Genomic DNA, 24,348 nt, shown 5'->3' with positions numbered 1-24,348 from the left:
CGAAAATCTAGATGTAGCCATAGAAAAAGCTCCCTTCAAAGTAGACAGTTTTTGTTATTTCAACTGTCTACTTTTTGGGGAGCATATCACTTCGATTTTAGATACTTCTTTTTCACCGAGCAGATAATCAATCATCTTTCGAGAATGTGATCCAAATGGATCAAGTCGTTTTGCCGTATAGCGTCCATCCAAAAGAACCGGTAATAGACTTTGCATCGTGACGGACTTACCTGAACCGTTTGTTCCGCGCAATAATAATTTTCCGTCTTTGAAATGTAAAATTTCGTCGTCATAATACCAAAAGTTGAATAGACCTGCTCGATTCAGTTCCCATTTATTCATTCCGACGCTCCCTCTTTTCTTCATAATCTTTCGGATAACGAGCAATGACACGTGAGATCCCTGGAAATACATGAATCATTTCCTCTGCTTCATCGACAGATGCCAACTCCCAGTTTTTCCACAATCGTAGTACTTCTTTCATGATATGTGCGATTGAGCCTTCTCTATAGTCTTTAGACCATCCATGCCCGTATCGTTCTTTTGTTTGATACAACAGTCGTTTAAAACGACTGAAGGGCAAATCAAGATGACCTAAAACGAGTTCTTGGTTATCAAGTGTTTCCATCAACATTGCGGTGACATGAAGCGATACATCATGGATTGACCCTCTTCCCGGATAATAGGTATACATCGTTTTCGGTTCCGGCAGGTTCAAGAACGCGACGTCACGGTATACCTCTAACCGAAAAGGCGTGGTTTCTAAGAAATCATCTTGTAATCGATCACGATAACGTCTGATATACTGAAAGTCCAAATCGTCTTCACCTTTCCGACGGACAAAAGGTGTCATCCGAAGTGCCCGATAGACACGTCGACGTGTCATGTCTTCAGGACTACGTTTCCACTCTTGCTCCAACAACTCATGTTCATCATGAAAACGTGTCAAATCATCAGGATAGGCACGCATAAAGTATTTTGCATAAATCGTCACTTCGTACAACACGTCTTCCGTCGTATCCGATTGGTACCCTTCTAGATATCCGTCAATCGTTCGAATGAGACTAAAACCAATCACTTCACGCATTGCCCGAATCAATGATTGTCGAATCGTATAGACAGACCATTCGATTTTTTCAAATCCAGGATAGGTTTCCGCCACGTACTCGGTCAAATCGGATAACAAGAACTGCTCATCGACGCGCTTTCGTTCAAGAAACGCTAAGATACAACAAAACAACACATAATCCGTCGTCTTCTCAAATGTTTGAATGCCCATCCAAGGTTGTGGTTCGACAGGGATTTTTTCCAACTTTGCGAAGTATCGATGAACGATAAGTTCCAACCCATATTTATCTTGCAGATGTCGTTTTAATACCATCTCGCGATCGCGAATCGTTCGGTACATGTCTGGTTCTTGATCGCGAATAATCCAAAACTTCTCAAACAATACATTCAGTGCGTTCGTTGCAAGTTCATCCATTCGTTCCAATACGCTCCTTTCTCTCTATGAAGTGAATCGTCATATCCGGCATGCGTAAAGTTCCATCTGTCGAAGTCAATTCAATTTGTTTCGTTTCATCGATTTCAATACGAATCACATCACCGTATGCTGTTTTGATGGTTCGATTCTCCTGCATCATCGCCTTTGCCACCCAAGCCAGGAATATTTTTCGGACAAACGGTTCCACTTCGCTCATTTCTGAAAGATGAATTGTATCTTGATCGAGGTGACGATGCATGATTTCTTGTTGATGGAGTTGCCGCGCCAGATGTTCAGCACGCACTCGCTCTTTCTCTTCTGTATAATCAATCGCTGCACTCGCCCGTGTCCGCTCACGGTAATCGCGGACGAGTGGTACACGTTCATGGACAGCCGGTGATTCGGTCCAAATATCTGCGTACATTTGATCAGTTGCAATGGAATCTGCGTGCAGATGACGCGTTTCGCGCATTCCGAACAGCACCGCCGATAATCGATGTGCTTCTTCTAAGGAATCCTTTTCTAAAAACCAATTGGCGATGTACATGTAGTCCGCTTGACGACTACGGCGCGATTGATGTCGTTCACCAAAACGTTGCACGATTCTCGTCATACGACGGATTGCTTCGTTTGTTTGTTGTTGAATGAGATCATATTGGCTAATCTCACCTTCCTTACCAATGAACCAACGTTTAATATTCGCAAACGTCATCAGCAATTCATCTAAACTACCTTCGACGGATTGACCAATGATTTTTTTAGATTGATGGTCCTCTACACGTTGAAGATACTCCTGCAAATACTCATCTGACAGATTTTCAAATAAAAACTGAATACTCGATGACGTTCGTTGGAGGGTGATGATGAAGTCACTCAGATACTGGGTGAATCGATCTTTATACATCAAGAACGCTTCTGACTGCATCTGTTCGACCGTTTGCTCACTTCGTAAATATCCGAAATAATCGGATGTATTTTGTTTGATTGCTTTAAAATACATGATTAAATCGTTCCACAATTGAGAACAGTCTTCGTTTGATAACTTCCCCACGTTTTGAATTTGTTCCAACACATGACGAAATCGTTGAAACTGTGTTTTCTCGAGTGATCCGCTAAAATAATCACCCTTTTCTTCGAATTGAATGAGCATTCTTTCAAATTCAACTGTAAAAGGCGTAATCTGATAACGAAAACGACGTTTCTTGAATTCCTCAATCGTACGAACCCGACCTGTTTCCTGTTGCGCCGTTAAATTCCCCCACTTTACGAGTTGGGATAAATCCATATGTAAGCGTTCTAAATCATACTCAAAAAAAAGTTCATCTTCTTGTAACGCTTCTAATATCATTTCCGGGACTAAAAACTCCAGTAAATGCTCATGTTGGATATAAAAAAATCGTAATATCCTCCGGTAATGCGGACTTTTATCTACTGTCATATATGTTGCTTCTGAAATCCGATCCATTACTTGACTCACTCCTTCTGACATGAACTAGTCTTACTTAACAGTGTCGCATATTTTTAAGTTTGGACGTGGTCCAATATTTTCACAGGTAGACACCAATCAAAGCAAGGGCTTGTCCGATGTAACTTTGATCGGACGGCAGTACGTGTTTCGATTCACCGGAAAGGCTCCATTCAATCCGGACGTGCCCAAGCCGGTCGTAAATCAATTCAAAGACAAACTCACTATTTTTAAAAGAAACGCTTCCCGGAAACCGTTCGTGTACCATCCGGAACTCACCGGCAAACCGGTCATACTCTTCAAACGACAACGTCATCTGATGAATTTTTTTAGCCTGATGCCAAACTTCGATTTTTAATACAGCCGACGATCGATTCACTTCCATGATGTGCCACGCCAGCGTTTCCTCATATCCTGTAAACGGGATAATATGTTTCAACGAAATCACCTCTTTTTGAATGAATGCCTGCCAGACAGGGAATGGTTTTATATCGAATCCGGTATAGTTTGTCCTCTTACGAAAGGAGACTTCCGATGAGTACATCACAAAAGACGTTGCCGACAGATCAGAGTGTTGATGCCTTTTTAAGTCAGATTACACCTGTCACGAAACGAACGGACTGCGAACAGTTACGCCAGATTTTCGAAGAAATGACGGGGCAACCGGCCGTCATGTGGGGAGAAAACATCGTCGGATGCGGACATTACCATTACCATTATGCGTCCGGTCACGAAGGCGAATCGTTTCTCGTCGGGTTTTCGCCGCGCAAGACGAATATCAGCCTTTATCTTGCGACTGGTATTGAGCGGGACCAGTACCTCGCGCGCCTCGGCAAACACATGAGCGGTAAAAGCTGCATCTCTATCACTAAATTAGCAGATGTCGACCTGCTTGTCTTAAGAGAACTGATTGTCCATTCGATCGCTTTTCTCGAAACAACCTATCCGAAATACTAAGCTCCCCAAAAAAACGTCCCTGCTTCCGCTGATTTGGCGAAAGAAAGGACGTTTCGTTTACTGTTTCAATTTAATGCCCGCTATCTGCTGTGTCGATATGACGAATATGTTTGAGATTAACCCCGATGATGACAACAGACAGTAAGACGAACGCACTGCCGACATAAAACGGCAGGTTAGCATTGTAGATTTCAGCCAATTTACCGGCCATGAATGGCGCGATGGCTGCCCCGAGAAAACGTAAGAAACTGTATGCAGCGGATGCTGTCGAACGTTCGACCGGTGCTGCATCCATGACGGCTGTCGTAATCAAGGTGTTGTTATTCCCGAGAACTGCCCCGGCAAGAATGACACAGACGATGACGACAGCTGGTGTTTCCGTAAAGATCCCCATTAACAATAACAAGACAGCAAACAGGAGAAGCATCAGTACCATTGCTTTAATTGTGCCGAGCCATTGTTTTAATTTTGGTGCTGTTAACACGGATGTCAACGCAAGCAACATTCCCCAACCGAGGAAGACGAAACCGAGTCCTTTTGCCGGTAATTTCATGACGAACGGTGCATAGGCCATGATCGTGAAGAATCCGACGTTATATAAGGCGGCGACGATTCCGAGCGTCAGTAAAGACCGGTGTTTCATGGCCTGGAACGGCGCAATCAACGAAATCTTTTTCGCCGGTGTTGCGGTTGCGACCGGTTTCGGCATCAGGAATAACAAGACGAGGAACGCGATGACCATGATCGTCGCAACACCCATGAAAGGTGCGCGCCATGTGATTGAACCGAGTGTTCCGCCGAGCAGTGGACCGATTGAAATCCCGAGACCGACTGCTGCTTCATATAAGATGATTGCTTTCGCCGTTCCGCCGGATGACAGCGAGACGATTGCTGCAAGTGCTGTTGCAACGAACAGTGCATTCCCGAGTCCCCAACCACCGCGTAACGCGACGAGTGTCCAGATGCTGTCGGCTTGTGATGCAAAACCGGCAACCGTAGCGATGACGGCAATCCCGAGCATCAGTGTTCCTTTTTGACCGATCCGCGAAGAAATCGCACCGGTGATCAGCATCGCAAACGCCATGACGGCGTTATAGCTTGTAAATAAGAGTGTGACTTCACTTTTGGAAGCTTCCAGGTTTTCAGCAATCGTCGGTAAAACCGGATTGACGAGCCCCATTCCCATGAATGCCGTGATACTGGCAAAAAATACGGCCCAAACAGCAATCGGTTGATGCAGCAAACCGTGTTTACTTTCCGCTAAGACTGTTTCAGGCGCAAGTGTTGTTGTTTTTTCAGCAAGAGCCATATAAATCCTTCTTTCTTAAATAAACTGTTTAAAGGAGTGACGGATGACGTCACCGCGACTGATGATTCCGACGAGCTTTCCGTCTTTGAGAATCGGTAATTTTTTAATTCGTTTTGCGCCGAGTGTCGCCGCAATTTCTTCCATTTCCGTTTCTGTCGTAGCCGTCACGACTTTCCGGCGTGCCATCTCCATGACCGGTCGCGTCAAGATGTGACGGACCCGTTCTTCGTAATTTTCGTCATCACCTTTGATGACATCGACGTACAAAAACGTATCGACAATGATGTCTTTATGTTTGCCGATGGCCCGCATGATATCGCCGTCGCTGATATAGCCGACGACTTCCTGCTCTCCGTTGACGACCGGAACCCCACTGATACCGGACGTGATAAAACGTTCAACCACCGTGCGGATCGTATCCTGTTCGTTGACGGTAATGACTGTTTCTTTCATCGATTGATAAGCTTTCATCGGAATTCTCCTTCATCAGATGCTGTAATTAAAAGATGTAATTAAAATAAGTTCATAACAATAAGTTTCACGATACAATTAAATAACATTTATGATTGTATAATACAACTATAACCTTGTCAAGAAGCCTGCCTTTGATTGACAGAGGACAGCTCATGCGTAATGATGAGGGCAATGAATGCTAATGAGAGGTGACAACATGTCGAATCAATCCCTGGAAACAATCGAACTGGAACTGGCGATTCTCATTCGCCGTTTAACGACGGCAACGGCGGATAATCGGAACTTGGACCGTGCTTCCTACCTGCTTTTGCGCCAGTTATTACCTTCTGGCCAAGTCGGTGTCAAAACCCTTGCCCGTGAGTTACAACTTGACGTCTCGACCGTCAGCCGGCAAGCTGCTGCGCTCGATCAGAAAAAATTAGTCGAAAAAATAAAAGACCCGACAGACGGCCGTGCCTTCTTTTACAACATCACCGATTACGGTCAACAGGAGCTCGAGATTTACCGGACAGCCCGTCTGACGAGCATCGAACGGTTGTTAACCAACTGGCCGGATGAGGATACCGAGTCATTTGGCCGACTGCTGAAACAGTTTAATCAGGGATTACGGGAACGGTGAGTTTCTGAAAATACGAAATATCAGTCTAAAAAGAGGACGGATGCAAAATTCCGCTCTCTTTTTTGCCCTTCATTAGATACGAATTCCGGTTAACCGATTGTCACCTTTTGCTGAATCCGCTCAATCTGCTCCGGTGTCGTCCGACAACATCCGCCGATTAACCGGGCACCTGCGGCATACCATTCCGGAGCAATGTCTTCAAACGCTGTACACACTGTTTCACCGGACCAGGTCTTGCTGACCGGATCATACTGCTCACCGGAATTCGGATAGACGATAATCGGGACATCGGTCAGTTGTTTTAATGTCGTGATGAACTCTGTCGCAATCGATGCCGGAAAACAGTTCGCGCCGATCGCCGCCAGTTGCGGATGATCTCCTAACGCTTCGATACATTCACTCAACGGTGTTCCTTCACTGATGTGTGTTGCGTCACGCAGGGAAAAGGCAAGCCAGGCCGATTGTTCCGGAAACTCCTCGAGCAGCCGGAACAGCATTTTCGCTTCCTGCAAGGAGGGAATCGTCTCAAATGCCAACACGTCCGCCCCTGCCGCGATTAACGCTTCCAGACGAGGACGGTGGAAAGCTTCAAGTTGCGCATCGTCGACTCCGTAATGACCGATGTATTCGGATCCGTCCGAGAGATAGGCACCGTAAGGACCAATCGATCCCGCAATCAAAGCGTGATCCGCTGCCGGTCCGGTTTCCGCACGTGCCTGCTGTGCCAGATAGACCGTTTGTTTCATCAGCTCGATCGCTTCCTCTTCTTTAATCCCCCGGCTGCTGAAGCCGGCGACACTCGCTTGGTAGCTGGACGTGATGGCGCAATCCGCCCCGATTTTAAAATAATCCGCATGGACGCGGTGAATCTGTTCCGGTTCTTCAAGCAGTACCCGGGCCGACCAAAGCGGATCATCGAGATTTCTCCCATGGCGTTCAAGTTCCGTCGCCAGTGCTCCGTCCAATAAAATATAGGGTTTTTCTTTTAACAGTTGTTCAACTGGATTGTTGTTCTTTGACATCTTCCACACTCCGTTTCCATGATGTTTTTGTCAGATGATGAACGATGTAACAGACCGCGATAAACGGAACCCCGAAATAGAGGGCGACCCGTTGCGTCGGATCAAAGGCGATTCCGATCAATGAAGCCAAACACATTAAAAACGACAGAATCGGTACAAACGGATACCAGGGCGTCCGGTAAACCAAATCGTTTAGATCATGCCCCTCTTGCAGATAGCGCTTGCGGAACATGAACTGTGAGGCGCTGATACTCATCCAGACAACGACGACTGCCAGTCCCGAGATCGAGACAAGCGCAATGTAGACGGAACCCGGTGCATAGACGCTGGAGAACAGGGCAAGCAGACCACCGAGCATACTGAAGAGAACGGCACGTGTCGGCACTCCGCTCGCATTTAATTTAGAAAAGTACGGCGTAATCATCCGTTGATCGGATAAAGACCACAACATCCGTGATGCGGCGTACAGACCCGAGTTCGCTGCTGACAAAATCGCGGTCAGAATGACGAAGTTCATGATGTCTGCTGCAAACGGAAGACCGATCCGTTCAAACACAGCAACGAATGGACTTTCAAGCACTCCTTTTGAATCATTTGGTAACAGAATCGCAAGAACAATGATCGTCCCGACAAAAAATAAGACGAGCCGGAAGACTGTTGTTCGAATGGCGAGAGGAACCGTCCGTTTCGGATCGACCGCCTCACCTGCTGCAATCCCGATTAACTCTGTTCCGGAATAGGCAAAGTTAACGGCAAGCATCGTCATCAAGATCGCGAACGCTCCGTTCGGAAACAGGCCCCCCTCCGTCAACGGAGCGAGAAGCGGTGCTTGTGAGCCGTCCGCGAGGGGCAAGAATCCGACGATTGCTGCTGTTCCTAAGACGATGAACACTAAAATCGTCAGCACCTTGACGGCAGAAAACCAAAATTCAACTTCCGCGAACAAGCGGACCGTCAAGACATTGATGCCTAAAATCATGACGACGAATAAAGCACTGAACAGCCAGACCGGAACATCCGGAAACCAGCGTTGCATCAATAAACCGGCTGCCGTAAATTCCGAACCGAGCGCGACCGTCCAAGTCAGCCAGTAAAGCCAGGCGACGGTATAGCCTGTTCCGGATCCAATATATTTCGTCGCGTAGCTGTGAAAGGCACCCGTCTCCGGCATATGTACCGCCAGCTCCCCTAGACAAAGCATTACCAGATAAATCGCCAGCGCTCCGACCAGGTAAGATAAAATCGTGCCGACCCGACCGGCCTGCTCGAGCGTATAGCCTGTACTTAAAAATAATCCGGTCCCGATGACACCGCCGAGTGACAACATGACGATATGCCGGGATTCCATTTTCCGCCGAAACGTTCCTTCTTTCATTGCTCCTCCACACTCCTCTTTTTCTCTTTAAACTAAAAAAAAACGCACCCACATGCATGGGTGCGTCGGTCGACAATCAAAGGAAGCTTATCGATCGGGTACAACACCCGCAGGAATTAGCACAGTATCTTTCGACCTGTTGCTGAGGCTTCAAAGGGCCAGTCCCTCCACCTCTCTGGATAAGAATGTAATTTTTCATAACAGTACCAACCCTGTTCTGAATTGTCAACACAATTCAGACTATATAGAACAACTCTTTCAGTACATTTTTATTTGAAACCAATTAACTTCTAATGGAACGATAAATCTGTAGGTTGAGATAAACAGACAAAAGTAATGGATAACGCTTTATATCTGATGTCATCAATAGTTTTCCAAAAAGGTGCTCGGACTCGACATCATTACCTTTTTCAATATCTCGCTGAAGTGAAGATTTCATCGTCTCGTTCATCTGCAGTATCTGTTTTTCCTGAATTTGCTCGATGTTTTCAATGAATATCGCCCCTTGCCGTTCCATCGCCGCTTTCGCTTCCGTTGCCAGGCGGCGGATCATCCTCATGCCTTGTTCCTGCGAACGGATTGGACCGATCGAAGACCGGAACAAGGATGTCACACCGGAAAACGTCGTGATGAACAGATACTTATTCCACATATCGCGGATAATCGTATCTGAATAGTTGATCGGAGCCGCTGTTCCGGTCAAATGCTGTTTCAATTCTTCCAAGCGGTCTGTCCGCGTTCCCGGCAATGGACCAAATAACAGATGGTGGGACGGACTCGTCTGTACGATGTGTCCTTTTCCATCAAGCGTTGATTCGATGAAACAGAGTCCGCCCAGCACACGTTCCGCTCCGAAGTGTTGCTCCAGTTGCTTTAAATGGGCCATTCCGTTTAGCAACGGCAAAATATATGTATCGGTTGCGACGAACGGTTCGATGTCCTCTAACACCTGCTCCAGATGATAGGCCTTGGTCGATAAAAGAATGACATCAAACGTTCCTTTTTCTCCGGTCCGGATCAGACGCGGAGAACAGGTAATATCTCCATGCAGACTCTTGACCTGAAGTCCCGCACGCAATTCCTCAAACCGGCGTTCACGGACTAAAAATGTGACGTCTTCCCCTTTTTCCGCCAATCGTGCCCCGAAATAACCACCGACGGCACCGGCACCGACTACTAAAATTTTCATTTTATCCCTCCATCTGACTGATGTCTTCCGATCTGTTCTACGCTTTCGTTCTCTAGCCTATCACATCGAAAAGCCGTAATTTTGATAAAGATGACAATTTAATTAAAGCGCTTGCATTTTAGTTTTCCTCGTTTATACTACTTGTATACAAGTATACTTATTCGACAAAGAGGGTGTTTTTTATGTCTGATCTTTTATACCCGATTAAATGGTTATCAAAAGCATCCGCCGGTGATCGTGTCGCCCATGAACTGCGGATGCGGATCATTTCCGGCAAGATCGAGAGCGGTACCGTCCTATCCGAAAACAAACTGGCTGCTGATTTTTCCGTCAGCCGGTCTCCTGTCCGGGATGCCCTGAAGGTATTGGCGTCAGAACGCATCATCCGGTTGGAACGCATGGGCGCCGTCGTCGTCGGACTGTCCAAACAAGACATCCAGGAAATTTACGATGTCCGTCTGTTAATCGAGACGTTCGTCTTCGAGCGGATCGTTAAGATGGATCGAAAGGACCTGGTTCGTGAACTGAGCAAGGTGCTCGAAATGATGAAAATTGCCGTCAAATACAAAGACGCAGATGAATTTTCCTATCAGGATGTTTTGTTCCATGAAACAATTATCCGGTCAATTGACCACGGATACGTCAGCATGATGTGGCAGAATCTCAAACCTGTCATGGAAAGCTTCATCCTGCTGTCGATGCGTCAACGAATCGAAGACGATATAGAAGATTTTGACCGGATTCTCGAGAACCATGCCCGCCCTCTACATCGAAGCAATCGAGACCGGCGACCGCAAACGAATGATTGCTTCGCTGCATCAGAACTTCGATGATGTGCAAGAAGTTGAGGATTTATGGAAATCGCAACAACTGATGACGAAAGGAGTCGAACCACATGACTGAACACATGCTAGGGATTGATATCGGGACGACGAGCACCAAAGCCGTACTCTTTACGACAAAAGGGGAAGTCGTCGGACAAACGAACGTCGGTTATCCGCTGCACACGCCGAATCGTTCGACGGCGGAGCAGGATCCGGAAGAGATCTTCCATGCCGTGCTCGAAAGCATCCGGTTGATGACGAAACAACATCCGACCGAGCAACCGAAGTTCGTCGCCTTCAGCAGTGCGATGCACAGCTTGATTGCGATAGATGAACACGATCAACCGCTGACCGCCTGCATCACGTGGGCCGACAGCCGGAGCGAAGTCTGGTCGAACCGAATCAAGGAACAGTACGGTTACTCGATTTATCACCGCACCGGAACTCCGGTCCATCCGATGTCGCCGCTCAGTAAGATTTGCTGGCTCGTCGAAGAACATCCGGACATTGCCGCGCGGACGAAAAAATACATCGGCATCAAGGAATTTGTCTTCCAGCGTCTGTTTGGACAATATGTCATCGACCATTCACTCGCTTCAGCGACCGGTTTATTCAACATCCATGATCTCGACTGGGATGCGGAAGCGTTACAGGTCGCAGGCATCGATGCAACCAAATTGTCGCGACCGGTTTCGACGACAACGTCCTTTACCGATTTAGCACCGGAATACGCCAAACAAATTGGCCTAGATCCTTCTACACCGTTCCTGATCGGGGCAAGCGACGGCGTCCTGTCGAATCTCGGGGTTAACGCGATCCGGAAAGGCGAAATCGCCATTACGATCGGAACGAGCGGCGCCATCCGGACGATCATCGACCGTCCGCAAACGGATGAAAAAGGCCGGATCTTCTGTTACGCCTTAACCGAGAACCATTGGGTCATCGGTGGACCGGTCAATAACGGCGGCATGGTCTTACGCTGGATTCGTGACGAACTGGCCTCGGCGGAAGTCGAGACCGCGAAACGTCTTGGTATTGATCCATATGCCGTCCTGACGAAAATCGCCGAACGCGTCCGTCCCGGATCAGACGGTTTACTGTTCCACCCGTATTTGTCCGGCGAGCGTGCTCCGCTTTGGAATCCGGATGTCAGCGGTTCTTTCTTCGGCTTGACGCTGTCACACAAAAAGGAACATATGATTCGGGCCGCCCTCGAAGGTGTCATTTATAACTTGTACACTGTCTTCCTGGCGTTAATCGAATGTATGGATGGTCCGGTCACACGGATTCAGGCAACCGGGGGGTTCGCCCGTTCTGAAGTGTGGCGTCAAATGATGGCGGATATTTTCGAATCGGAAGTCGTCATTCCGGAAAGTTTTGAAAGTTCATGTCTCGGGGCCTGTATTCTCGGATTGTATGCGACAGGGGAAGTCGATTCGTTCGAAGTGGCAGCAGACATGATAGGCGATACACATCGCCATGTGCCAAATGAGGAAGCAATGCACGAATACCGTCAGTTACTGCCGATCTTCATCAGTTTGGCACGTGTCCTGGAAACGGATTATCGACGCATCGCTACGTATCAACGGGGTCTGATTCAAAAAGAAATTTAATTTAAGTTTTTGGGGGAAGTCACATGCCATTAGTCATTGTTGCTATCGGGATTATTCTGTTACTCGTTTTAATTATGGGGTTAAAATTAAACACGTTCGTTTCTTTAATCATCGTCTCGTTCGTCGTCGCTTTACTGCTTGGAATGCCGCTTGATCAAATCGTCACGACGATTGAAGCCGGTCTCGGCGGAACGCTTGGTCACCTCGCCTTGATCTTCGGACTTGGTGCCATGCTCGGAAAATTGATTGCCGACGCAGGTGGTGCGCAACGGATCGCGATGACGCTTGTCGCGAAGTTTGGGGAAAAGAACATCCAATGGGCTGTCGTTGTCGCCTCATTCATCATCGGGATTGCGTTATTCTTTGAAGTCGGCTTGGTGTTGTTGATTCCAATCGTCTTCGCCATCTCACGTCAGTTACGCGTCTCGATCCTTTATCTCGGGATTCCGATGGTTGCTGCCCTTTCCGTCACACACGGCTTTCTTCCGCCTCACCCAGGACCGACCGTTATTGCCGGGGAATACGGAGCTGACCTTGGTCAAGTTCTCTTATACGGCTTTATTGTAGCCGTACCGACCGTCATCATTGCAGGACCCATCTTTACAAAAATTGCGAAACGGATCGTTCCGGATTCATTCAAGAAAACCGGCAACATCGCTTCACTCGGGGAACAAAAAGAATTTAATTTAGACGAGACACCAGGATTCGGTATCAGTGTCTTCACAGCGATGCTGCCTGTCCTCCTGATGTCGATCGCAACGATTTTAACGTTATTGCAAAAAACGCTTGGTTGGGAAAGTAACAGTGTTTTATCTGCCGTTCAATTCATCGGAAACGCATCGACGGCGATGCTGATTTCCTTGCTTTTCGCTATCTACACGATGGGACTGGCGCGTCAGATTCCCATTAAAACCGTCATGGATTCTTGTACGACGGCCATCACACAAATCGGAATGATGCTACTGATCATCGGCGGCGGCGGTGCCTTTAAGCAGGTCCTGATTGACGGCGGTGTTGGTAAGTTCGTCGCTCAGATGTTTGAAGATACGACATTATCACCAATTTTACTCGCATGGATCATCGCCGCCATCTTACGGATTTCACTTGGTTCGGCAACCGTCGCTTCACTGACGACAGCCGGGCTCGTCATTCCGTTGCTTGGTCAATCGGATGTCAATCTCGCACTTGTCGTCCTCGCAACGGGAGCCGGCAGTTTGATCGCTTCACACGTCAACGACGCCGGGTTCTGGATGTTTAAAGAATATTTTGGATTAACGATGAAAGAAACTTTCGCGACGTGGACCTTGCTTGAGACAATCATTTCCGTCTTCGGACTTGGATTCGTCCTCCTGCTCAGTCTCGTCGTCTAAAAAAGGAGTCGGTATACTATGCTACATTCAATCGGAGTCATCGGACTGGGCGTCATGGGGCGCAACATCGCCCTCAACATGGCAAGTCATCAGGAAGACGTCGCTGTCTATAACTACACCCGTGATTTAACGGATGACTTAATGGCACATAACGAAGGATTGTCGCTACATCCTTATTACGAGGTCGCAGATTTTGTCCAATCCCTTGCCCGTCCACGAAAAATTTTCGTCATGGTTACGGCAGGAAGTGCGATTGATTCGGTCATCGAGTCCCTGATTCCACATCTTGAAGCAGGCGACATCATCATGGACGGTGGAAACTCGCATTTCCATGATACGGAACGCCGCTTTGATCAGTTGCAACAACACGGAATCGAATACATCGGTGTCGGCGTCTCCGGCGGTGAAGTCGGTGCGCGAACCGGCCCTGCCATCATGCCGGGCGGTACAAAAGAAGCCTACGAACAAGTCGCGCCGATTTTGACGAAGATTGCGGCACAAGTGAACGGCGAACCGTGTTGCGTCTACATCGGACCAAAAGGGGCCGGCCACTTCGTCAAGATGGTTCACAACGGGATCGAATATGCCGACATGCAGCTGATCGCGGAAGCGTACAGTTTCCTCCGGGTTCGTCTCGGACTCGACGTCGAAGAAATCGCGGATGTCTTCGCATCTTGGAATGAAGGCGAGCTGAAAAGTTATCTGATCGAGATTACAGCCGATATTCTCCGCAAAAAAGATGACGAAACCGGTCTTCCGTTGATTGATGTCATCCTGGATCAAGCCGGTCAAAAAGGGACAGGCAAATGGACGAGCATGCAATCGATTGATAACGGGATTGCTTCGTCCATCATTACGGAAGCCCTCTTCGCCCGCTATCTTTCTGCCGTCAAAGAAGAACGTGTCGCTGCTGCTTCCGTCCTCGGTGGACCGGAAGCCCGTGAGATGCTCGATAAAGACGTCTGGATCGAACGGATCCGCCAAGCGCTCTACATGGGGAAAATCGCGGCTTACGCGCAAGGGTTCACACAGTACCGGACGTCATCCGAACTATACGACTGGAACTTACGTCTTGAAGAAATCGCCTTGATTTTCCGAGGCGGCTGTATCATCCGTGCCGAGTTCCTCAATGTCATTAGTGAGGCGTTTGCGAAAGACGAGTCGCTTGCGAACTTAATGCTTGCACCGTACTTCGCGGACAAAGTTCAGGCCTATCAAACGTCACTGCGTCAGGTGGTCGCTGAAAGTTCATTATCCGGACTCGCTGCTCCGTGTCTCAGCACATCGCTGACTTATTACGACAGCTACCGGACGGCGAACTCCAATGCGAACATCTTGCAAGCCCAGCGTGATTATTTCGGAGCCCATACGTATGCCCGGACCGATCGCGAAGGAACGTTCCATACGGACTGGCAGTAACTTATACAGCTTTCATTTCCTGTTTCATTTAAGGAAATGGAAGTTCTTTTTTTGTTCACACTTTGTTTATCAGAATAGGAAATTGCAGGTTATGTCTTGACAAAACTAAGCGTCTATATGAAATTAGTATTAGATTAGAATTATTCTAGTGTGATAGATACAGTTTTTACTTTCTACTAGAACAGATTCTTAAATAGAACCCAACAGGAGGATTTTTATCATGTCTTTAATCGGAAGTGAAGTAAAACCATTTAGTGCATCAGCATTCCACAACGGAGAGTTCGTCGATCTTACAGATGCCAACCTTCGTGGAAAATGGAGTGTCGTTTGTTTCTACCCAGCAGACTTTACATTCGTTTGCCCGACTGAGCTCGAAGATCTTCAAAACCAATACGCAACACTCAAAGCGCTCGACGTTGAAGTGTACTCAGTTTCAACAGACACGCACTTTACACATAAAGCATGGCACGAAACTTCAGAAACAATCGGTAAAATCGAGTACGTCATGATTGGTGACCCGTCACACGTCATCTCACGTAACTTCGAAGTCTTAAACGAGCAAGACGGACTTGCAGACCGCGGGACGTTCATCATCGATCCAGACGGTGTCATCCAAACAGTTGAAATCAACGCTGGCGGAATCGGCCGTGACGCAAGCACACTCGTCAACAAAATCAAAGCAGCACAATACGTACGCAACAATCCAGGCGAAGTTTGCCCAGCTAAATGGGAAGAAGGTTCTGCAACACTTACACCGAGCCTTGACCTCGTCGGAAAAATTTAAGGAGCGGATTTGAGATGGCTTTAGCAGCAGATATTAAAGCACAACTCGCTCAATACCTCGATTTATTGGAAGGAGATCTTGTCCTCGCGGTCAGCGCCGGGACAGACTCCGTTTCTCTTGAGATGAGCGAGCTCGTCGAAGAAATCGCGAGCATGTCACCACGCATCAGCATCGAACAGGCGGCCTTGCCGCGGACACCAAGCTTCAGCGTCAACCGTGTCGGGGAAGAGAGCGGGATTACGTTTGCCGGGATTCCACTCGGTCACGAGTTCACGTCCCTCGTCTTGGCGTTACTCCAAGTCAGCGGTCGCGCGCCGAAAATCGACGCCGCACTGATCGACCAGATCAAAGGTATCAAAGAAACGTATCATTTCGAATCGTACATCAGTCTCAGCTGCCACAACTGTCCGGATGTCGTTCAAGCCCTAAACGTCATGAGTGTTCTGAACCCGAACATCAGCCACACGATGATTGACGGCGGTGCCTTTAAACAGGAAGTCGAAGCAAAAGAAATCATGGCTGTCCCGACAGTCTTCGTCAACGGCGAAGCGTTCGGAAACGGTCGGATGTCGCTCGAAGAGATTCTCGCAAAACTCGGCACAGGTGTCGACGCTTCTGATTTTGCGGACAAAGACCCGTACGACGTTCTTGTCGTCGGTGGCGGTCCTGCCGGTGCCAGTGCTGCGATTTATGCGGCACGTAAAGGTATCCGGACGGGAATCGTCGCGGAACGTTTCGGCGGTCAAGTCATGGATACAATGAGTATCGAGAACTTCATCAGCATGAAGTATACGGAAGGTCCGAAACTCGTGGCGAGTCTTGAAGAACACGTCAAAGAGTACGGGATCGATGTCATGAACCTTCAACGGGCGACACGTCTTGAGAAAAAAGACCTCGTTGAGCTGGAGCTTGAAAACGGTGCGGTCTTGAAAACAAAGAGTTTGATTCTCTCAACAGGAGCACGCTGGCGCAACATCGGTGTGCCGGGCGAACTTGAATTCAAGAATAAAGGGGTTGCGTACTGTCCTCACTGTGACGGTCCACTCTTCGAAGGAAAACGTGTCGCTGTCATCGGCGGCGGGAATTCCGGTGTCGAAGCGGCCATCGATCTTGCCGGTCTTGTCAAACATGTGACGGTGCTTGAATTTGCACCGGAACTGAAAGCGGACGCGGTCTTACAAGACCGTCTCGCGAGTCTTCCGAACGTCACGGTCGTTGCCAACGCCCAGACGAAGGAAATCACGGGTACGGATAAAGTGAACGGCATCACGTATGTCGAACGCGAAACAGGTGCTGAGCACCATGTCGAGCTCGAAGGCGTTTTCGTCCAGATCGGTCTTGTGCCAAATACAGACTGGCTCGGCGAAATAATCGAACGCAACAAGTTCGGTGAAATCCTTGTTGACCGTCATGGCGCAACGAACATCCCGGGTGTCTTTGCAGCCGGCGATTGTACGGACAGTGCTTACAAACAGATCATCATCTCGATGGGATCAGGTGCTACCGCAGCACTCGGTGCTTTCGATTATATGATTCGTAACTGATGATGAAAACGTCTTGCTTCGGCAAGGCGTTTTTTGATTGTAAAATCTAGTATGAACAGAATCGCTACGAACAAAAGAGAATTTTTCCCGTGCTTTTCTCGGGCGAGGCGCAAGCCGCGGCTTTGGCGACCAACAGGTCTTAAAGCCGGGTCTCGCCTGCCTCTACCAGCGCGTAAACGCGCTTTTTCCCGTAGAAGTCACGGGACATCCTCTTTCGGGCGCATACTTTCATCATTAGAGGTCAAAGTTCAAACTGACCCCTATAAATTGTTTGAAATTGATACTTTTAGCTAGTCCAGATATCTGATAGATTGAGAGTATTCAAAATCTATCATAAAGAAGGTCTGACACATGCAAAAAGCAGCACCGTATTCAAGCACTCGTACCCGGCAACTCGTCATCACTTCAATGTCGATTGCACTTGTTTTTGTTGCTACATTTTTCATTAATATTAAATTGCCGATTGCGGCAAATGGCGGACTCGTCCACATGGGAACAGCGATGTTGTTCCTGATCGCAATTCTCTTCGGACCTCGGACAGCAATGATTGCCGGTGCAGTTGGGATGGGACTTTTCGATATCATGTCTGGTTGGGCACTTTGGGCGCCTTTCTCCTTTGTCGGTCGCGGTTTACAAGGATTCATCGTGGGTTGGATTGCTTGGACATATGGACGTAACGGAACAAAGCCCGGTGTCAATCTGCTTGCTATGATTGCATCGGTTCCCGCCATGCTCGCTGTCTATTATATCTGCGAAGGGATTTTGTACAGTAACTGGGTAGCTCCAGCATTATCGATTCCAGGTAACATCACACAAAACGTCGTCGGAATTCTTGTCGCGATTCCAGTCGGGATTGCCCTAAAGAAAACACGTTTCTTCCGTCAACGAGGCTGACTTCACACAAACAACCCCGCTCTCTTCAAGAGAACGGGGTTTTGTTATTTTATATAATGTGTTTAACGAATCGGCTGTGCTTCCGTCAATTCGAGTGTTTTTGTTGTTTCGGCGTGGATTTGATCAAAGAGTTCCGGATTCGCGACGAGTGACGTGCCGTACGACGGAATCATTTCTTTGATTTTCGCTTCCCAGCTAGGCAGTTGATCCGGGAAACACTTGGCCAGCACTTCCAGCATGACCGGTACAGCTGTTGAAGCACCTGGTGACGCACCGAGCAACGCTGCAACCGAACCGTCTGCCGCACTGACGACTTCCGTTCCGAACTGAAGTGTCCCCTTGCCTTGCGGTGTATCTTTGATGACCTGAACCCGTTGTCCGGCAACGACGACATCCCAGTCTTCCGTCTTCGCATTCGGGATGAACTCACGCAGTTCGTTCATCCGTTGTTCCGTCGACAGTAAGACCTGCTCGATCAAGTACTTCGTCAGTCCCATCTCTTTTGCTCCTGCCGCCAGCATCGTCAAGACATTGTTCGGTTTAACCGATGTGATCAAATCAAGATTCGATCCGGTTTTGAGGAACTTCGGCGAGAAGCCGGCGAACGGTCCGAATAACAATGACTTTTGACCGTCGATGTAACGTGTATCCAAGTGCGGGACAGACATCGGTGGCGCACCGACTTTGGCTTTCCCGTAGACTTTCGCATGGTGACGCTCGGCGATTTCCGGGTTTTTACAGACGAGGAATAAGCCGCTGACCGGGAATCCGCCAATCTGTTTCGACTCCGGAATACCTGTTTTTTGAAGTAATGGCAGACTGCCGCCACCACCGCCGATAAAGACGAACTTCGCCGTATGGTGTTCGATCCGGTTGTCTTGGTCATTTTTGACTTTGATTTCCCAGCCGCCGTCGACCCGTTTCAAATCTTCAACGCCATGACCGTAGTTGATCTCGACATCGAGTTGTTTTAAGTGATCAAACAGAATCCGTGTCAACGCACCGAAATTGACGTCTGTTCCCGAATCGATTTTCGTGGCTGCGATCGGTTCCGGTGATGTCCGGCCTTCCATAATCAATGGAATCCATTGTTTGAGTTGTTCCGGATCTTCCGAAAACTCCATCCCTTTAAACAACGGATTAGCTGATAGCGCTTCCAATCGTTTTTTCAGGAACGTGACGTTTTCCGCGCCTTCGACCATACTCATATGTGGAATCGGCATGATGAATTCTTTCGGATTCGGCAAGACTTGTTCTTTGACGAGGTGCGACCAAAATTGGCGCGACAGTTGGAACTGTTCGTTGACCTTAACGGCCTTGCTGATGTCGATCGTTCCGTCGGCGTTTTCCGTCGTATAGTTCAGTTCACAAAGTGCAGCGTGACCCGTCCCCGCGTTATTCCATTCATTTGAGCTTTCTTCCCCAGCACTCGCTAACTTCTCGAATACTTTAATCTTCATGTCCGGCGCAAGCTCTTTTAATAAGACCCCTAACGTTGCGCTCATGACTCCAGCACCAATCAAAATAACATCTGTTTGTTTAGGCATACTGCTCATGATATCCTTCCTATCCCCGTTTGATATTATGGACCTGTCATACCAGTTGAAAGCGCTCGTATGACGACAACTTACCTTTCCAGTATAACCCTATCACAGGTCGTTCATAAATTAAAATATCGAGTGTTTCCCGTTAAAAATAAATATACTTTCCCTGAATTGAATGCGCACATCCTAAGACATACTTTTAGAAAAAGCGGATATATACTCTTATAGAAGAAGAAGGGGGAACCATTCATGGCGACACGCTGGATTTTCGGTAATCAACTCAGTCACAGCTTACCGCTTCTGACGGAAGCCGATCCGAAAGAGGACATCATCCTGATGGTCGAAGCAACGTCCCGCTCGACCTGGAAAGCGTATCATAAACAAAAATTAGTGCTGATCTTTTCGGCGATGCGTCATTTCGCAGAAGAACTCCGGGACAAAGGATTTACAGTCGATTACCGGGAAGCGGACTCGTTTGACGATGCTTGGAAGCAGCACCAGAAGCAGTACAAACCGACGTACCTCCTCTATACAGCCCTGACAGCCGAACCGATGCGCCGTGTCATGAGAAAGTTTCAAGAAGGTCTTCCGAAGACGATCACTGTCGATATTTGTTCCGATGTTCCGCTCTTTTTATTGACGCAGGACGAAGCCGTGGCACTACTTGGGGATAAACCGTGGAAGATGGACCGGTTTTACCGGCAGCTTCGCAAAGACCATCGCTTGTTGATGAATGGAAATAAACCGGTCGGCGGAAAGTGGTCGTTTGATGCGGAGAATCGGAAATCGGCGAAGGATGGTGTGGATTTTAAAGCACCGATCCGATTCCGACCGGATCAGATTACACGTGATGTCATGAAAAAGGTCGACACGTCGTTTGCCAATCACCCGGGGGAGATTAAGACGTTCCACTGGCCGGTCACCCGAGCGGAAGCGCAGCGCGCACTCGCCCGGTTCATCGAGGAACGGCTTGAGACGTTCGGGACCTATCAGGATGCGATGCTGACGGGAGAAGATACGTTATCCCACTCGCTGCTCTCTTCGTCGATCAATATCGGCTTACTGTCACCGGACGAAGTCATCAAAGCGGCAGCGGCCGCACTGGAAGAGCAGGAGGCACCGCTTAATGCCGTCGAAGGATTCATCCGGCAAATTCTCGGTTGGCGCGAATACATGCGGGCGGTTTATTTAAGTGAGATGCCGGGGTACGAACAGGTCAATGTCCTGCAACACAACCGGGACTTGCCGGACTTCTTTTGGGACGGCGAAACGACGATGACGTGTGTCGCAGAGTCGTTGCGACCTGTCATCGAAAATGCGCACAATCACCACATTCAGCGGCTGATGGTACTCGGGAACTTTGCCAATCTGTTTGAGATTTCCCCGCAGCAGACGGCGGATTGGTTCAACGAAATGTACATCGATGCCTATGACTGGGTCGTCCTGCCGAATGTGCTCGGGATGGCCTTGCATGCCGACGGCGGTCTCCTGTCGACGAAACCGTATATTGCCTCGGCGAACTATATCCATAAGATGAGCGATTGCGGGAACTGTCCCTTTAACCAGAAGGATGCGCTTGGCGACAATGCCTGTCCGTTCAACGCCTTATACTGGGACTTCATCGCCCGGCACGAGGAACGTTTCTCCGGCAACCAACGGATGTCGATGATGTACCGGCAGTGGGCAAAACGGGACAAAGCGGATCAGCAGGCGATTCGCAAAAAGGCGACCGCCTTGAAGAAACAGCTGGCGGATGGAGCGTTTCACAGCTGAGTATCGTCTCAACAAATAAGACCCGGTTCCCTGCCTTACTTGGCGGGGAATCGGGTCTTTGTTTATTTCCTTGATGCATTACGCACTGTGACGCTCTGCTTTTTGATGTTTTTTCGTCCGCAGCTGATACAGGATAAACAATCCGATGAACCAGACCGGTGTCAGGAGCAAGGCCGGACGTGTTTCGTCCGCGACGAGCATGACGATTAAAATCAGTGTAAACAGACCGAGCACGAGGTAGTTGACGAAAGGTGTCAACGGCGCTTTGAATGTGGAGGCGGCATGCAATTCCGGCTGTGTTTTCTTATATTTCAAGTGACAGACGAGAATGACACCCCAGACCCAAATGAAACAGATTGCACTGATCGTTGTGACGATGCTGAACGCTTGTCCCGGAAGTAATTTACTCAACAAGGCTCCACCCGAGACGACCAGCGTCGAGACGAACAACGCATTCGCCGGCACATGATTTTTATTGAGCTTTGAAAATGATTGAGGTGCCTGTTTTTGATTCCCGAGATTATAGAGAATCCGGCTCGTCGAGAACATTCCGCTGTTACAAGCAGATGCGGCTGATGTCAGAACGACGAAGTTGATGATTCCGGCCGCGACCGGAATCCCGATCAGACTAAACGTTTTGACGAACGGGCTTTCCGTTGCGTTCAGTCCGGTCCACGGATTGATCATCAAGAGGACAAGCAAGGCACCGACGTAGAAGAACAAAATCCGTAGCGGAATTTTATTGATTGCGGACGGAATGTTCTTTTTCGGATCAGCCGTTTCGGCGGCCGAGACACCGACCAGTTCAACACCGACATAGGCAAAGACGACCATTTGGAACGACAACAGGAATCCGGTGACACCGTTCGGGAACATCCCGCCGTGCTGCCACAAGTTCTTGACCGTGACCGGTCCTGCATCCGTATTAAAGCCGATCACGAGCAAGACGATTCCGACGCCAATCAAGGCTAAAATCGTGACGACTTTGATCAAGGCGAACCAAAACTCGAGTTCTCCAAACAGTTTGACCGTCAGGAGATTAAAGCCGAGTAAGATCAACAGGGCGATAACGGCCGGAATCCATTGCGGGATATCAAACCAGTATTTGACGTAAACACCAACGGCGATCACGTCGGCCATCGCTGTCATGATCCAGCAGAACCAATACGTCCAGCCGGTTACGAACGCGGCGCGCGGTCCGAGATAATCTTCCGCGATATCCGTCAGGGACTGATAACCGGCTTTTGACAACAGTAACTCTCCGAGTGCCCGCATGACGAAGAAAATCGCAATCCCGACAAGCAGATAAGCAAATACGATTGACGGTCCCGCCAACTGAATCGCTTTCCCAGACCCTAAAAACAACCCTGTTCCGATCGTTCCACCAATCGCAATCAATTGGACATGACGATTCGATAAATCCCGCTTTAATCCTTGCTGTTCCAAACCTGAACTCCTCCTTTGATGATCTCTCTGTTTTCCCCCGGTCAGACTGTTCTGTCAGTCCAACAAAAAAAGAGACTGGACGGGTGTCCAATCTCAAAAAAATCATCAGAATAACAAATAATCATTTTCCGGTCGGCAAAGCCAACACAAAAAATAAAGATTTAGTACTCTTCTGTCCTTTTGCCTGAGATTGTGAACCCTTCGGCGCCGTTTACACGGTCTCTCCAGAAGCTGCTCCTGCCATAGTGTGACCCATGACAATCATAGCTTTCTCTTTTTATTCGGTTACTGAGGTGACATAATCACCTGAATTGTTTCTAATACTAGTAATCTTATGATTGTTTGTCAACCGTTTTATTTTATTTTTTCATTTCTTCTTTCATAACGTGAAACAGGACTTTGCGTACGTTTTCCAGAAGTCTCCTACAAAGACTACAGCAGGAGGAGGAACTGATCGTGAAGACATATTATGTCATCCGCCATTGCGAAGCAACCGGACAAGCACATGATGCTCCGTTGACGAAACAAGGTTACAAACAAGCAGACGCACTCACCGGTTTTTTCAAAACCATCCCAGTCGACCGGATTTTATCCAGTCCGTTCCGCCGGGCACAGGAAACGATTTTACCTGTCGCCGCTCTCCAGGATTGTCCGGTTGAAATCGAGGATCAGCTCCAAGAACGAATCCTCAGCACCTCGCCATTAAGCGATTGGTGTTCCGCTTTACAAGAAACGTTCGTCGATTTCGATCTCCGCTTTCCCGGCGGTGAATCGAGTCGTGAAGTGATGGAGCGGATGACGTCTGTTCTGAAAGAAGCATCGTTGCATCCGGCCCGTCATACGGTGCTTGTGACACATGGAAACGCAATGGCTTTATTGTTGCACACCATCGATTCAACCTTTGGCTACGATGACTGGCAGCAATTGCAGAACCCTGATGTGTACCGTCTCGTTCAGACTGCCGACGGGATGACCTGTGAACGGATGACGCTTCATCAAACCAAAACGTAAACAAGTGACAGACATTTTTTCAAGTATTCGATAAACGCATACAATTACTTTTGATCTATTCTTTTAACTTATGGAAAACATAAGAATTATCTATTTTACTTCCCCTTCGAACTCGACTACATTTAACGAATTGATAACAAAGTGAAGTAGTTCGAATCCCTGTCAGACAGGGATTTATCTTAAGAAAAGAAGGCGTACATTAGTCTACACAATCTAATCATGCACGAAAAGGG

General features: G+C 48.3%; 20 protein-coding genes, 2 pseudogenes and 2 riboswitches. Of the genes and pseudogenes, 11 read left to right on the top strand and 11 right to left on the bottom strand.

Going from position 1 to position 24,348, the window contains the following annotated elements; genetic code table 11:
• Positions 1–99: 99 nt before the first annotated feature.
• The 4 genes and pseudogenes from KNQ07_RS11745 to KNQ07_RS11730 all read right to left on the bottom strand — a co-directional run.
• Positions 100–342: pseudogene (locus tag KNQ07_RS11745) on the bottom strand (hypothetical protein); the annotation flags it as partial.
• Positions 335–1,483, bottom strand: a complete 1,149-nt coding sequence (locus tag KNQ07_RS11740) for a TIGR02678 family protein (protein WP_214766823.1) — start codon at positions 1,481–1,483, stop codon at positions 335–337. The gene KNQ07_RS11740 and the pseudogene KNQ07_RS11745, both read right to left, overlap by 8 nt.
• The gene (locus KNQ07_RS11735) at positions 1,476–2,948 is read right to left on the bottom strand and encodes a TIGR02677 family protein (RefSeq protein ID WP_214766820.1); all 1,473 of its coding nucleotides are present in this window, start codon (positions 2,946–2,948) and stop codon (positions 1,476–1,478) included. The genes KNQ07_RS11740 and KNQ07_RS11735 overlap by 8 nt, the downstream gene beginning before the upstream one ends.
• Before the next feature lie 82 nt (positions 2,949–3,030).
• Positions 3,031–3,396 carry a WapI family immunity protein gene (locus KNQ07_RS11730; RefSeq protein ID WP_261966335.1) on the bottom strand — a complete coding sequence of 122 codons (366 nt, stop codon included), beginning with the start codon at positions 3,394–3,396 and terminating at the stop codon, positions 3,031–3,033.
• Positions 3,397–3,482: 86 nt separating this feature from the next.
• On the opposite strand from KNQ07_RS11730, the gene KNQ07_RS11725 reads away from it, so the two are divergent.
• Entirely contained in the window at positions 3,483–3,905 is a 423-nt protein-coding gene (locus KNQ07_RS11725; protein WP_214766816.1) for a DUF1801 domain-containing protein, read from the top strand.
• Positions 3,906–3,975: 70 nt separating this feature from the next.
• Here the strand turns inward: KNQ07_RS11725 and KNQ07_RS11720 are convergent, their stop codons facing one another.
• Both KNQ07_RS11720 and KNQ07_RS11715 read right to left on the bottom strand, forming a co-directional pair.
• A complete protein-coding gene (locus KNQ07_RS11720; RefSeq protein ID WP_131973547.1) occupies positions 3,976–5,214 on the bottom strand; it encodes an MFS transporter in 1,239 nt (412 codons plus the stop codon).
• Positions 5,215–5,229: 15 nt separating this feature from the next.
• Entirely contained in the window at positions 5,230–5,685 is a 456-nt protein-coding gene (locus tag KNQ07_RS11715; RefSeq protein ID WP_012371849.1) for a CBS domain-containing protein, read from the bottom strand.
• Positions 5,686–5,884: 199 nt separating this feature from the next.
• Between KNQ07_RS11715 and KNQ07_RS11710 the strand changes: the two genes are divergently transcribed.
• A complete protein-coding gene (locus KNQ07_RS11710; protein ID WP_214766814.1) occupies positions 5,885–6,307 on the top strand; it encodes a MarR family winged helix-turn-helix transcriptional regulator in 423 nt (140 codons plus the stop codon).
• Positions 6,308–6,396: 89 nt separating this feature from the next.
• On the opposite strand, the gene mmuM is transcribed toward KNQ07_RS11710, so the two are convergent.
• The 3 genes from mmuM to KNQ07_RS11695 form a co-directional block, all read right to left on the bottom strand.
• Entirely contained in the window at positions 6,397–7,329 is a 933-nt protein-coding gene (gene mmuM, locus KNQ07_RS11705; protein ID WP_214766812.1) for a homocysteine S-methyltransferase, read from the bottom strand.
• Entirely contained in the window at positions 7,304–8,704 is a 1,401-nt protein-coding gene (locus KNQ07_RS11700; protein ID WP_214766810.1) for an amino acid permease, read from the bottom strand. The genes mmuM and KNQ07_RS11700 overlap by 26 nt, the downstream gene beginning before the upstream one ends.
• Positions 8,705–8,788: 84 nt before the next feature.
• A riboswitch (SAM riboswitch) is annotated at positions 8,789–8,890 on the bottom strand.
• A 97-nt stretch (positions 8,891–8,987) separates the two neighbouring features.
• Positions 8,988–9,893, bottom strand: a complete 906-nt coding sequence (locus KNQ07_RS11695; RefSeq protein ID WP_214766808.1) for a ketopantoate reductase family protein — start codon at positions 9,891–9,893, stop codon at positions 8,988–8,990.
• Positions 9,894–10,075: 182 nt separating this feature from the next.
• On the opposite strand from KNQ07_RS11695, the pseudogene KNQ07_RS11690 reads away from it, so the two are divergent.
• From KNQ07_RS11690 to KNQ07_RS11660, 7 genes and pseudogenes are all read left to right on the top strand, one after another.
• Positions 10,076–10,796: pseudogene (locus KNQ07_RS11690) on the top strand (GntR family transcriptional regulator).
• Positions 10,789–12,330, top strand: a complete 1,542-nt coding sequence (gene gntK, locus KNQ07_RS11685) for a gluconokinase (RefSeq protein WP_114596741.1) — start codon at positions 10,789–10,791, stop codon at positions 12,328–12,330. The pseudogene KNQ07_RS11690 and the gene gntK overlap by 8 nt, the downstream one beginning before the upstream one ends.
• Before the next feature lie 23 nt (positions 12,331–12,353).
• Complete coding sequence (locus tag KNQ07_RS11680; protein ID WP_012371858.1) at positions 12,354–13,700, top strand: GntP family permease; 1,347 nt, start codon at positions 12,354–12,356, stop codon at positions 13,698–13,700.
• An 18-nt stretch (positions 13,701–13,718) separates the two neighbouring features.
• Entirely contained in the window at positions 13,719–15,119 is a 1,401-nt protein-coding gene (gene gnd, locus KNQ07_RS11675) for a decarboxylating NADP(+)-dependent phosphogluconate dehydrogenase (protein ID WP_214766806.1), read from the top strand.
• 220 nt (positions 15,120–15,339) lie between these two features.
• Positions 15,340–15,903, top strand: a complete 564-nt coding sequence (ahpC, locus tag KNQ07_RS11670) for an alkyl hydroperoxide reductase subunit C (RefSeq protein ID WP_012371860.1) — start codon at positions 15,340–15,342, stop codon at positions 15,901–15,903.
• Positions 15,904–15,917: 14 nt separating this feature from the next.
• Positions 15,918–17,447 (top strand): alkyl hydroperoxide reductase subunit F, encoded by a 1,530-nt coding sequence (gene ahpF / locus KNQ07_RS11665; RefSeq protein ID WP_214766804.1) that lies wholly within the window; start codon positions 15,918–15,920, stop codon positions 17,445–17,447.
• 351 nt (positions 17,448–17,798) lie between these two features.
• Complete coding sequence (locus tag KNQ07_RS11660) at positions 17,799–18,341, top strand: ECF transporter S component (RefSeq protein WP_012371862.1); 543 nt, start codon at positions 17,799–17,801, stop codon at positions 18,339–18,341.
• A gap of 62 nt (positions 18,342–18,403) precedes the next feature.
• On the opposite strand, the gene KNQ07_RS11655 is transcribed toward KNQ07_RS11660, so the two are convergent.
• Complete coding sequence (locus KNQ07_RS11655; RefSeq protein ID WP_214766802.1) at positions 18,404–19,897, bottom strand: malate:quinone oxidoreductase; 1,494 nt, start codon at positions 19,895–19,897, stop codon at positions 18,404–18,406.
• A 237-nt stretch (positions 19,898–20,134) separates the two neighbouring features.
• Between KNQ07_RS11655 and KNQ07_RS11650 the strand changes: the two genes are divergently transcribed.
• Positions 20,135–21,658, top strand: a complete 1,524-nt coding sequence (locus KNQ07_RS11650) for a cryptochrome/photolyase family protein (protein ID WP_214766800.1) — start codon at positions 20,135–20,137, stop codon at positions 21,656–21,658.
• A gap of 78 nt (positions 21,659–21,736) precedes the next feature.
• Here the strand turns inward: KNQ07_RS11650 and KNQ07_RS11645 are convergent, their stop codons facing one another.
• Positions 21,737–23,104 (bottom strand): amino acid permease, encoded by a 1,368-nt coding sequence (locus tag KNQ07_RS11645; protein ID WP_012371864.1) that lies wholly within the window; start codon positions 23,102–23,104, stop codon positions 21,737–21,739.
• A gap of 162 nt (positions 23,105–23,266) precedes the next feature.
• Positions 23,267–23,342, bottom strand: a riboswitch (glycine riboswitch).
• A gap of 218 nt (positions 23,343–23,560) precedes the next feature.
• Between KNQ07_RS11645 and KNQ07_RS11640 the strand changes: the two genes are divergently transcribed.
• Entirely contained in the window at positions 23,561–24,115 is a 555-nt protein-coding gene (locus KNQ07_RS11640) for a histidine phosphatase family protein (RefSeq protein ID WP_214766798.1), read from the top strand.
• The last annotated feature ends 233 nt before the right edge of the window (positions 24,116–24,348 follow it).

The organism is Exiguobacterium sp. s145, assembly GCF_018618835.1.
In the GTDB taxonomy this organism is placed as follows: Bacteria; Bacillota; Bacilli; order Exiguobacteriales; family Exiguobacteriaceae; genus Exiguobacterium_A; species Exiguobacterium_A artemiae.
This window is presented reverse-complemented; position numbering and strand designations above follow the sequence as displayed.